Here is a 12376-nt window from a genome sequence, read left to right as displayed (position 1 = left end):
CGATAAATTTTAACACAATTACAATACATCATTACTACATCATATAGATGTAGCCGACTTTCTCATTAGACTACTTAAACGCTTTAATTCATTGATTTATGGTAGGTTTTCTGTATTTTGATGTATTTATGTAGTATTCCTCTTTTGATAACTACAACGTTGTAATTGCTTAATTTGGCCCTACTAACTTTAACAAATTATTAATACATGAGAAATTATATTTTTAGCTTTTTAGCACTCATTCTACTTCCAGCGTATATGTCTGGTCAAGTAATAAAGGGAAAAGTATTGGATAAAGAGGGTCTAGGAATTCCAGGAGCAATAATTATCGCTCTTGATTCAAATACCAATACTGATACTGATTTTGACGGAAATTTTAGTATCAACGCTAAAAGTGGTGAGTTACTAAAAATTTCAATGATTGGTTTTGAAACTTTAAGCGTAGGGGCTAAAACTTCTCCTATGGTAATAACGATGCAAGTTTCAAAGAGCATGCAATTAGATGAAATTGTAGTTATCGGTTACGGTAGCGCAAAGAAGAGAGATTTAACAGGTTCTATTGTTAAAATTGAAGGTAAAACAGTAGCTGATAAACCTAATGCTAATCCAGTTGCCTCTTTACAAGGTAAGGTTGCAGGATTATCTGTGGTAAACTCTGGTAGACCGGGACAGGAACCAGATATTCGTATACGAGGGACAGTTAGTAGAAATCAAACTAAACCTTTATATGTTGTCGATGGAATTTTTAGCACTGATATTAGTTATATCAATTCTAATGACATCGAGTCTATTGAAATTCTTAAAGATCCTTCTTCATTGGCGATTTTTGGGGTAAGAGGTGCTAATGGTGTTATTCTTGTTTCAACAAAGCAAGGTAAAGCAGGTAAAATGAGCATCAACTTCAACACTTCTACAGGAGTTAAAAGTATTGTAGGTAAACCAAAAGTGGCTAATGCAGCACTATTTAAAGAATTGTATGATGAGCAAAGAGTAAACGATGGTGCTGCTCCTTATGCTTATTACAATTTATTTAATGGTGATACAGATTGGATTAACCAATTAGAGAACAAAGCAGCTATAGTTCAAAATACTAACTTAAGTATTCAAAGCGCTACTGACAATAATAAATTAAGTTTAGGCTTTGGGTATTTAAAAGAAGAAGGTGTTATTCGTAATGAAAATCTACAAAAAATCACCTTTAATGTAAATGACGAGATTAAGGTTTCTGATAATTTAAAATTTGGAATAGGATTAAATGGTATTAAATCAAAACTACCTGTAGGTAATAACTTTGGTTCGGCATTAAATGCAACTCCTATTGTTAATCCTTACAATGCAGATGGTGTTTATAATCAATTGCCAGTTCAAATTGGAGGGGCACAAATTGGAAATCCTTTGATTCCAGTTAATGAAGAGTCTGATACAAAGATTAATAATCAATTTAGATTTGTAGGTAATGTATACGGAGAATTAAAATTATTAAAGGACTTTACTTTTAGAATTGGATATTCAGGGGATATGGATGTTAGAAAAGGAAGAAGTTATGTACCGTTAATTGATGTGTTTGCTGCTGAAAGCGATCAAGTTACACCGTATTCTGGTAGAACTTTGACAAGCGTGTCACAATACAATACAACTGTTCAAAATTTCCAACAAGATTATTTATTAACGTATAATAAAAAATTTGGAGATCATAGTTTAACATTTTTAGCTGGTTACAATTCTTTTCAAGAATATTTAGAAAGTATCAGTGGTTCTGTAAATCAAAAAATAGGTGGAGAGCCAATACCAAATGATCCTAGATGGTGGTATTTAAATGTATTTCCTTATGGAGATCAAGCTACAAGGGTTTCAAATTCTGAACAATGGGAAAGAGCAACTACTTCTACTTTATTTCGTGCCTTATATAATTACAAAGGAAAATATATCGTAAATGGATCTTTTAGAAGAGATTCTTCTTCTGAATTGCCTAAAGACACTAGAGATCAAAACTTCTGGTCTATAGGTGCTGCATGGGAATTAGGAAAAGAAAAATTCATGGAGAACAGCGGTATTAATTCGTTAAAAATTAAAGGTTCTTACGGAGAATTGGGTAATCAATACAATGCGGTTCACTATCCTTATTTACCTAATTATACTACCGGTGCATCTGCAGTATTTGGTTCTACTTTAGTACCTGCTTTTGTATTGGCTTATAGAAATACTGACAATTTGAAATGGGAAACAGTAACGTCTTATGAAGGTGGTTTTGAATTAACTACTTTTAAAGATCGTTTAAGGTTTGATGCTACTTATTACAATAAAACCACCAAAGATTTATTGGTTTTTGTTACACAAGGAAATGAAAATTTCTATACAAATGCTGGGGAAATTGAAAATAAAGGTTTTGAATTTTCTACATCTTGGGATGAAAAAATTTCAGATAAATTCTCTTATTCTATTAGCGGAAACTTAACTACGCTTAACAATAGAGTTAATTCAGTTTTCGAACCTGGATATGAAATCTTTTCAGGTCCAACTCGTACAAGTGCAGGTAATCCTATAGGTTCATTCTACGGATATGAAGTGGAGGGAATATACCAATCTTATGCTGATGTTTTATCTTCACCTGTTAGTACCTTAGGTAGTTATGGTCCTGGTGATTTTAAATATAAAGATGTTAATGGTGATGGAACTATAACTACTGATGATAGAAAGGTAATTGGAAATCCTACACCAGACTTTACTTATGGTTTTAGCACTAGCGTAAACTATGATAAATTTTCATTAGCTATTGATTTACAAGGCGTGTATGGAAATGAAGTATGGAGAAACTGGGGTAACGGAAGTACTTTTGCTCAATTCAACTATAGAGAAGCGAGAGAAGACAGATGGACTGGAGCTGGAACTTCAAATTGGGAGCCAAGATTATCTGAAGCGTCAGGATATAATAAATTAAATTCTACTTATAATGTAGAAGATGGTAGTTATATCAGAATTAGAAATGTACAATTGGCCTATAACTTTAAACCGTTTAGTGCACAAAACATTACTTTTCAAAGTATGAAACTGTTCTTAAATGCTCAAAATTTACATACTTGGAAACACAATTCAGGTTTTACTCCTGAGGCAGGTGGATCTCCTATTGAGTTTAGTATTGATAACGGAGGATATCCTTTACCTGTAATAACAAGCATAGGTTTTAGTGCGACATTTTAATAAAATTAAAAATTTAAGATATGAAATATATTTCATTACGAATTAAGTATTCATTATTTGCAATACTTATTTTAACATCCTTTTCTTCATGTACGGATTTAGATACTAAGCCTTTAGGGACAGCAGTTGATGGAGATTTAAGTGCTGGAGGATTCGAAGCTCAAGCATTTGGATTATATGGACAACTTCGAACTTCGGCAGTTTCAGACTGGACGAGATATTGGTTTCAATGTATTCGTTCCGATGATGCAGCCAAAGGTAGTTCTCCTACTGATCAAGCCGAACAGGCAAACTCGTTTGACAATTTTAATTATTCAAAAACATCTTTTCTAAACGGAAACAACTGGAATGACCACTACAAGGTGATTTATGCCTGTAATGATTTGATCGATGCAATTGAAAAATCAGGTTTGACTGACAATGGTACAATGATTAATAAAGCAGAAGCTAAAGTACTAAGAGCATTTTTGTATTTTGATTTAAGAAGAGATTATGGCGAAGTTCCTTTAATTGAAAACAAAGTTGTAGTTCCTTCTGATGGGGTTAAAGCAAAATCTACTGTTGCGCAAGTTGATGCATTCATCAAAGCGGATTTAGAGTTTGCTAGCCAAACGCTACCAGCGAGCTGGTTGTCTTTTCCAGGTAGAGCGACAAAAGGTTTTGCAAATGCTATGCTAGCAAAACTGTATTTATATCAAGGAAATTATGCAGCTTCTTTGGCAAAAAGTCAAGAAATCATAACTTCAGGAGTATATAGTTTAGAACCATCATATAAGACATTATTCTCCATTGATGGTAATAACTCAAAAGAATCTGTTTTTGAAGTTCAGCAATTGGTTATTTCAACTGGACAAAGTTTTTCAAATAATTATTTTGTTTCGCAAGGAGTCAGAGGTTCAGGAGTTTGGGATTTAGGTTGGGGCTTTAATGTTCCTACTCCCGCTTTAGTTAATGCTTTTGAAGTAGGTGATCCTAGAAAAGGAGAAACTATTTTGACTTCAGGTCAAGATGATGGTGGTTATGGAAGTGGAATTTTACCAGAAGCTCCACCATTAGATCAAATGTATTGGAATAAAAAAGCATATACCGAGGCTAGTGTAAGAGCTAAGTTAGGACTAAAACAAAATACTTGGGAAAACATCAAAATAATTAGATATGCTGATGTTCTTTTAATGGCTGCTGAAGCGGCTGTTCAAACAGGAAATGCTTCTGCAACTGGTTATTTGAATCAAGTGAGAGCAAGAGCAAGAGGTGGTGCAAATGTGCTTCCAAATGTGGTTGCAACTTTAGCAACTATCAAGCAAGAAAGAAGAGTTGAATTTGGGATGGAAAACGAAAGGTTTTATGATTTAGTTCGTTGGGGTGATGCGCCAGCAGTATTGGGAGGTGTAGGATACCAACCTAAAAATGCTTTGTATCCAATTCCACAAACTGCTATTGATCAAGCGCAAGGTGTTTTAATTCAAAACCCAAACTATTAATTTCAATTATTAAAAAAATAGTAATTATGAAAATACATATTCATTTTATTAAAAAAATCACTTTTGCAGTTGCGGCCGCAACGGTGCTGTTCAGCTGTCAAGAAATGGACAGGCCTGAATTAGGAAATTATCCTCAGGATGTTAATGCTGTAGGAGGACCTTTAAAGTTTTATGTCCCTTTTGACGATACAACTACTGATCCGTTAAAATTTGCTGTTGATAATATAAGAGCAAAATTTCCAACTGATAATCCATTAACGGCTACAGAGGGTATCTCTGGAAAGGCTATAAAAGGAGGAATTCCAAAAAAATTCATTGCTTATCCTTCTGCTAATGATTTTGCAGTAACAGCATCAAGTATGACTGTTGCTTTCTGGTCTAAGCATGGAGTGCCAACGCAAACTGAATTTGCTTTTGCTTTAACCAGTGATAACTGGGCTAAAGCATCTATGTTTGGTTTATTTGAGGGAAGCGCAACTAATGCGGTTATTAAATTATTTGTAGACGAACAAGGTACTGGTGATCATTGGTTCGAATGGGTAGGTGTTCCAGGTACTGCAGTAATCTTTGATAATCAATGGCATCATTTAGCTTTTGTTTATGACCAAGCCTCTTCTGTAATGACTTTTTATATTGATGGTGTTGCAAAGGGAACAAATACTTGGGCTAATCATGGGCCGATAAAATTTAATACCAGCAAAATTAATGGTTTTAGATTAGGTGGTTCTGGTAACCCAGACGAAGGCTGGATGAACTCTTGGACTGGATCTATTGATAATTTTAGATTATACAATACTCCACTTACCAATGCAGAGGTAACTACTTTGTTTACTGAAAAAAAATAATGCACATAAGCTTGTTATAGTTCATGCTATAACAAGCTTTTTTTTCATAGGATTAATAGACTTGCTTATAATTTTAAATGAAGTTTATTACTAAATAATATATGTCTAATTCGAACCTATAATTGCAATATTTATATTGTGATATAGGCGGATTTGGCTTAATTTTTAAATTACAAAAATGAAAAACATTGCAGTATTACTACTAATTATATTGGCTGTAAGTTGTGATTCATCATCAAAAACGCAACAAGCAACATCAGAGGATGTACCTACTAATCCAGTTCCTGTTACGGAAAAAATCTCTAATGACGAGCTTATAGAGTTGGTACAAAAACAGACTTTCGCCTATTTCTGGACTTATGCGCAATCCGATTCTGGAATGGCAAGAGAGCGCTACATTCCAGCCAATCCTTCTTTTGAACAAAATATAGTTACTACTGGGGGATCCGGTTTTGGTTTAATGAGTTTAGTCTCAGGAATGTCTCGTGGATATATCACAAGAGAAGAAGGAGTGCAAAGACTGAGCAAGATTGCTGATTTCTTAGAAAAGGCTGATCGATTTCATGGTGCTTGGCCACATTGGATAGATGGAACTACAGGAAAAGTAATTCCTTTTGGTACTAAGGATAATGGAGGAGATCTAGTGGAAACTTCTTTTTTAGTGGCGGGAATGATAACAGTTAGAGAATACCTTAAAGAAGGAACTGCTGAAGAAAAGGTGGTTGGTCAAAAATTTGATCAATTATGGAAAGGTGTGGACTGGCAATGGTATACTAATAATCAAAATAAATTATACTGGCATTGGTCGCCTACTTACGATTGGCAAATGAATTTTCCATTAGAAGGTTATAATGAATGCTTAATTACTTATGTATTGGCAGCGGCCTCACCTACACATACTATAGATGCAAAAGCGTACCACGAAGGATGGGCAGGAAATGGCGCGATAGTATCTTCTAATAAAAAGTATGATTTACCGCTAATTTTAAAACATAATGGTGCTCAAGAATATGGAGGACCTTTATTCTGGGCGCATTATTCCTATCTAGGTTTAGATCCGAATCAGTTAACTGATCAGTATGCTAATTATTGGGATTTAAATTTAAATCAAACAAAAATCAATTATTTGCATTGTGTAGAAAATCCGTTTGCTTACAAAGGATATGGTGCTAATTACTGGGGATTGACAGCTTCTTATTCTAGAAATAACGACGGAAGTGTAGGGTATGATGCACATATGCCAAGTAATGATAAAGGAGTTATTTCTCCAACAGCCGCAGTTAGCTCGATTGTATATACTCCGGTAGAATCAATAGCGCTTATGCGAAATCTATATGAGAATTACAAGTCTGATGTTTGGGGGGTAGCAGGTTTTTACGATGCACATAGTATACATAATAATTGGACTGCTCAGCGGTATTTAGCTATCGATCAAGGTCCGGAAGTGGTTATGTTAGAAAACTATCGTACAGGATTACTATGGAAATTATTTATGAACGCTCCAGAAGTAAAACAAGGCTTAATAAAGCTTGGATTTCATTCTGGGAAATATGGATTTTAAGAAAGCTTACACCTTAAATATAAAAACTTTAGATATGAAAAAAACTATTCTTTTTCTGTTTTTAATAATAACAGTATGCTCCAATGCTCAAAAGGATATTACAGGGAAAATTAAAACGGAAATCGTTGCTACCCACGAACTAAATTATGCATTGCATGTACCTAAAAGTAGTAAAGAAAAGAAACCACTGATTATTTTTTTACATGGATCTGGTGAAAAAGGAACTGATATTGAATTAGTAAAAGTGCATGGTCCTTTTAAATATTTAAAGTCAAATTCATTAGACGCTTATGTTTTGGCTCCACAATGTCCAGATAATGAATATTGGGATTCCGAAGTATTGTACCAATTAATTTTAAAAATTCAAAAAGAGAACAATATTGATCCCAACAGAATTTATCTAACTGGATTAAGTATGGGAGGCTGGGGAGCATGGAATTTAGCTTTTGCACATCCTGAAATGTTTGCCGCTTTAGTACCTATTGCAGGATTCGTAGATCGTGTTCCTATGATTGAAAACTGCAAAATTGGAGCTATTCCTACGAAGATCTTCCACGGATTAGTTGATGATGTGGTTAATGTAGATTATTCCATAACTATTTATAAAAGATTAAAGAAATGTAATCCTAATATCTCTCTTACCATTTTTGATGATGCGAATCATGACAGCTGGACTCGAGTGTATGATAACAAAGAAATTTACGATTGGATGTTCCAACAAACAAAAAAATAACAAAATGAATAACAAATTAATTATAGCGTTTTTATGCTTTTCTCTATTTGGCTACAGCCAAAAAAAAGCGTCAAAAAAAGCAGTTGCAATTAAACCAAAAGCAGAGTTTGTTGCTGATTTAATGGCAAAAATGACAATAGATGAGAAAATAGGACAATTAAATTTACCTACATCAGGAGATATCACCACAGGAGCTGCTAACAGTTCTAATGTGGCTAAAAATATCGAAGAAGGTAAAGTAGGTGGATTATTTAATATCAAGTCGGCACAAAAGATTAGAGAAGTTCAAAAAGTGGCTGTTGAAAAAAGCCGTCTAAAAATTCCATTGCTGTTTGGTATGGATGTAATTCACGGTTATGAAACTACATTTCCTATTCCGCTTGGATTATCTTGTACTTGGGATATGAACTTAATTGAGCGCAGTGCACAAATTGCAGCTCAAGAAGCTAGTGCTGACGGAATCAACTGGACATTTTCGCCAATGGTTGATATTTCTCGTGACCCACGTTGGGGAAGAGTTTCTGAAGGATCTGGTGAAGATGCTTATTTAGGGAGCCAAATTGCAAAAGCAATGGTCAACGGTTACCAACAAGATGATCTTTCTAAAAACAATTCTATTTTATCCTGTGTAAAACATTTTGCTTTATATGGCGCATCAGAAGCGGGACGGGATTACAATACTGTTGATATGAGTAGAATTAAAATGTACAACGAGTATTTCCCTCCTTACAAAGCAGCGGTTGATGCAGGTGCAGGTTCAGTGATGGCTTCGTTTAATGAAATTGACGGAATTCCTGCTACTGGAAATAAATGGTTGATGACTGATGTACTAAGAAAAGAATGGGGTTTTAAAGGCTTTGTTGTAACGGATTACACTGGTATTCCTGAGATGATGGCGCACGGAATGGGCGATTTACAAACGGTATCTGCCTTGGCTTTAAATGCTGGAATTGAAATGGATATGGTAGGAGAAGGTTTCTTGACTACGTTGAAGAAATCTTTAGCAGAAAATAAGGTGACTGTAGAACAAATCGATAATGCGGTTCGTCTTATTTTAAATGCTAAATATGATCTTGGGCTTTTTCAAGACCCATACAAATACTGTGATGTAAAAAGAGCTAAAACGGAAGTTTTTACAACGTCAAATAGATTAGAAGCTAGAAATATAGCTGCTCAATCACTAGTCTTACTAAAAAATGAAAAGCAACTATTGCCATTAAAGAAGTCAGGAACTATTGCAGTAATTGGACCCTTGGCTGATGCCAAAGAAAATATGGCTGGTACTTGGAGTGTTGCTACAAACATGGATAAATCAATTTCCTTGATTGCAGGAATTAAAGAAGTTGCAGCTAATGCAAATGTGCTTTACGCCAAAGGAAGTAATCTAGATTATGATGCTGCTTTTGAAGAAAAAGCGACTATGTTCGGAAAAACATTACATCGTGATGATAGAACAAAAGAGGCATTATTAGCTGAAGCTTTAAAAATTGCGAGTCAATCTGATGTTATTGTTGCAGCTCTTGGAGAATCTGCAGAGATGAGTGGAGAAAGCAGTAGCAGAACAAATATAGAGATTCCGCAAGCGCAAAAAGACTTATTGCAAGAATTACTAAAAACAGGAAAACCAGTTGTATTAGTATTGTTTACTGGGCGACCTTTAGTCTTAGTACAAGAGAATGAAACGGTACCCGCAATTTTGAATACTTGGTTTGCAGGTAGCGAAGCGGGAACTGCAATAGCTGATGTATTATTTGGTAACGAAAACCCTTCTGGAAAATTGACAACGACTTTTCCTAGAAGCGTAGGTCAAGTGCCTATTTATTACAGTCACAAAAATACAGGAAGACCACTTGGTAATAAAGAAGGAAACTTTGAGAAATTTAAGTCGAACTATATCGATGAGAGAAACGAACCTTTATACCCTTTTGGTTTTGGATTGAGTTATACCACATTTAGCTATTCTAATTTGAAAATTTCTTCTGAAAAGATGAATTTCAATGACAAGATTAATGTTAGTGTTGATGTTACGAATACTGGAAATTATGACGGAAAAGAAGTAGTTCAATTGTATTTAAGAGATGTAGTTGGTTCTGTTACAAGACCAGTAAAAGAGTTAAAAGGATTTCAAAAAATAGCCCTTAAAAAAGGGGAGAAACAAACAGTGACATTTGAAATTTCCGTTGAAGATTTGAAATTTTATAATTCTGATTTGGAATTTGTTGCTGAAACAGGACAATTTGAAGCTTTCATTGGCGGAAGCTCTGACACAGAAAATAAAGTTGGTTTTGAGTTAAATAAATAGTTTGGTTTTGTTTTAACTTGGTTTGCCCTTCGGTTTAATTACCGAAGGGTTTTTTAAAACAAAAATCTAATTATTTTCCAGCAGCTGTTTGTTAAATAAGGTTTTACTATTTTAGCTCTACTAAAAAACAAAAAATAATAAAAACATGAAATATTTTTTATCAGGTATTCTATTTTTTACTTTGAGCCTGCTTCAGGCGCAGAGTGTAGTTTCACCTTCAAAAAGAATCAGTTTAGACTTTAAACTTACAGCAAACGGCCAACCTACGTATACAGTAACTTATAAAAACAAAGCCGTTGTTCAAGAAAGTGCAATGGGGATTAAACTGAAAGAGAAACCCGCTCTTGATGTAAATTTCAGTATTCAAGGTTCAAAAAACAGCACTTTCAATGATTCTTGGAAACCAGTTTTAGGAGAGCAAGCTATAATCGTTAATCATTATAATGAATTAACAGTTTCACTTATTCAAAAGGAAACAAACGTAAAAATGAATATCATCTTTAGAGTTTTTGATGAAGGTGTAGCATTTAGGTATGATTTTCCAAAACAAGCTGAACTGAACTATTTCATTATTTCAGATGAGGTTACACAGTTCAATTTGACTGAAAACTACAAAACTTTTTGGATTCCAGGAGATTTTGATAGTAACGAATATGAGTACAATGAAACAAAATTATCAGAAATTGATAATTCTAAAATTGACATGAACAATGGTATTGGTGTCAAATCAATTCCTGGTAAATACATTGTTCAATCACCACTAATGATGAAGTCTGCGGCTGGTTTGTATGTTAATATTTTTGAAGCAGCAGTAGTTAATTATCCTGTAATGCACCTTAATGTTGATGTGAATAACTACCATTTGAATTCACAATTAGTGCCTAATGCCATTGGTGATAAAGCCTATTTACAAGCACCTTGTGTGTCTCCTTGGAGAACAATTATGATAAGCGATGACGCACGAGATATCGTTAGTTCAAAAATGATTTTGAACCTAAACGAGCCGTCTAAAATTGAAGATACTTCTTGGATCAAACCAATGAAATATGTTGGAATCTGGTGGGAGATGCATGTTGGGAAATCAACTTGGGATTTTGCTGGTTCTCAAAACGCACAGAACTCATTGACACAAGATTTAATTCCGTCAGGGAAGCATGGAGCAACAACTGAAAATACCAAAAGGTATATTGATTTTGCTGCTAAGAATGGTTTTGATGGAGTATTAGTAGAAGGCTGGAATGTAGGTTGGGAAGACTGGTTTGGAAATTGGAAAGAAGAAGTTTTTGATTTTTCAACACCCTATCCAGATTTTGACATTGCAGAAATTTCCGCTTACGCCAAATCCAAAAACGTCAAAATGATTATGCACCATGAAACATCGGGTTCTGTAGGAAACTACGAGCGCCATTTAGATCGCGCCATGGATTTGATGAAAAAGTACAATTATCCTGCAGCGAAATCTGGTTATGTAGGAAAAATTATTCCTCGTGGCGAATTTCATGATGGACAAGCGATGGTGAACCACTTTAATTTTGTGGCCAGAAGATTTGCCGATAATAAATTGATGTTGAATTCACACGAATCAACAAGACCTACTGGTTATAGAAGAACATATCCTAACTACATCGCTGCCGAAGCTGCGCGTGGGAATGAATTCAACGCTTGGAGCGTGGGAAACCCACCAATGCATGAGACTATATTGCCATTTACAAGACAATTAGGAGGACCTATGGATTATACGCCAGGTATCTTCGAGATTAAAATGAGCTATTACGATAAAACTAAAACAGAACAGGTTCATACTACGTTAGCAAAGCAGTTGGCATTGTATGTTACGATGTACTCGCCATTGCAAATGGCAGCTGATTTACCTGAAAACTATGAGAAATATAGTGATGCTTTTCAATTTATCAAAGATGTTGCTGCTGACTGGGATGAGAGTAAATACCTGGAAGCAGAGCCAGGCGATTATCTAACAGTTGTTAGAAAAGCCAAAGGTTCAGAATCTTGGTTCCTAGGTGCAATTACTGATGAAAACGCTAGAAAATCTGAAATCAAATTGGATTTCTTGACTAAAGGTCAAAAGTATAAAGCGATCATCTATGAAGATGCAAAAAATGCCGATTGGCAAAAAAATCCTATCGCTTATAAAATCAAAACGATAGAAGTAACGAATAAATCAAAAATCAATTTGAACTTGGCACCAGGAGGAGGAACAGCAATTAGTTTCGAACCAGTTAAATAGTCACTATTAGT

Annotated in this window: 7 protein-coding genes; all 7 read left to right on the top strand. The window is 34.7% G+C overall.

All coding sequences use genetic code 11. The features are described 5' to 3' along the window. Nucleotides 1-207: 207 nt before the first annotated feature. A complete protein-coding gene (locus BLV91_RS09410; protein ID WP_091432205.1) occupies nucleotides 208-3198 on the top strand; it encodes a SusC/RagA family TonB-linked outer membrane protein in 2991 nt (996 codons plus the stop codon). A gap of 20 nt (nucleotides 3199-3218) precedes the next feature. Next, the gene (locus BLV91_RS09405) at nucleotides 3219-4679 is read left to right on the top strand and encodes a RagB/SusD family nutrient uptake outer membrane protein (RefSeq protein ID WP_091432202.1); all 1461 of its coding nucleotides are present in this window, start codon (nucleotides 3219-3221) and stop codon (nucleotides 4677-4679) included. A 26-nt stretch (nucleotides 4680-4705) separates the two neighbouring features. Then, a complete protein-coding gene (locus tag BLV91_RS09400; RefSeq protein WP_091432200.1) occupies nucleotides 4706-5524 on the top strand; it encodes a LamG domain-containing protein in 819 nt (272 codons plus the stop codon). Nucleotides 5525-5702: 178 nt separating this feature from the next. Further along, a complete protein-coding gene (locus BLV91_RS09395; RefSeq protein WP_091432198.1) occupies nucleotides 5703-7085 on the top strand; it encodes a glucoamylase family protein in 1383 nt (460 codons plus the stop codon). A 34-nt stretch (nucleotides 7086-7119) separates the two neighbouring features. Beyond that, the gene (locus BLV91_RS09390; RefSeq protein WP_091432537.1) at nucleotides 7120-7818 is read left to right on the top strand and encodes a carboxylesterase family protein; all 699 of its coding nucleotides are present in this window, start codon (nucleotides 7120-7122) and stop codon (nucleotides 7816-7818) included. 4 nt (nucleotides 7819-7822) lie between these two features. Further along, complete coding sequence (bglX, locus tag BLV91_RS09385; RefSeq protein ID WP_091432534.1) at nucleotides 7823-10120, top strand: beta-glucosidase BglX; 2298 nt, start codon at nucleotides 7823-7825, stop codon at nucleotides 10118-10120. Nucleotides 10121-10265: 145 nt separating this feature from the next. Next, nucleotides 10266-12365: a glycoside hydrolase family 97 protein gene (locus tag BLV91_RS09380; protein WP_091432196.1), complete on the top strand. Its 2100-nt coding sequence runs from the start codon at nucleotides 10266-10268 to the stop codon at nucleotides 12363-12365. Nucleotides 12366-12376 lie beyond the last annotated feature (11 nt).

The sequence above is a fragment of the Flavobacterium degerlachei genome (assembly GCF_900106645.1).
In the GTDB taxonomy this organism is placed as follows: Bacteria; Bacteroidota; Bacteroidia; order Flavobacteriales; family Flavobacteriaceae; genus Flavobacterium; species Flavobacterium degerlachei.
This window is presented reverse-complemented; position numbering and strand designations above follow the sequence as displayed.

Bases quoted from the DNA above. Each gene is read 5' to 3' on its own strand.
- BLV91_RS09410 (WP_091432205.1), top strand. From the start codon at position 208: ATGAGAAATTATATTTTTAGCTTTTTAGCACTCATTCTACTTCCAGCG.
- BLV91_RS09405 (WP_091432202.1), top strand. From the start codon at position 3,219: ATGAAATATATTTCATTACGAATTAAGTATTCATTATTTGCAATACTT.
- BLV91_RS09400 (WP_091432200.1), top strand. From the start codon at position 4,706: ATGAAAATACATATTCATTTTATTAAAAAAATCACTTTTGCAGTTGCG.
- BLV91_RS09395 (WP_091432198.1), top strand. From the start codon at position 5,703: ATGAAAAACATTGCAGTATTACTACTAATTATATTGGCTGTAAGTTGT.
- BLV91_RS09390 (WP_091432537.1), top strand. From the start codon at position 7,120: ATGAAAAAAACTATTCTTTTTCTGTTTTTAATAATAACAGTATGCTCC.
- bglX (WP_091432534.1), top strand. From the start codon at position 7,823: ATGAATAACAAATTAATTATAGCGTTTTTATGCTTTTCTCTATTTGGC.
- BLV91_RS09380 (WP_091432196.1), top strand. From the start codon at position 10,266: ATGAAATATTTTTTATCAGGTATTCTATTTTTTACTTTGAGCCTGCTT.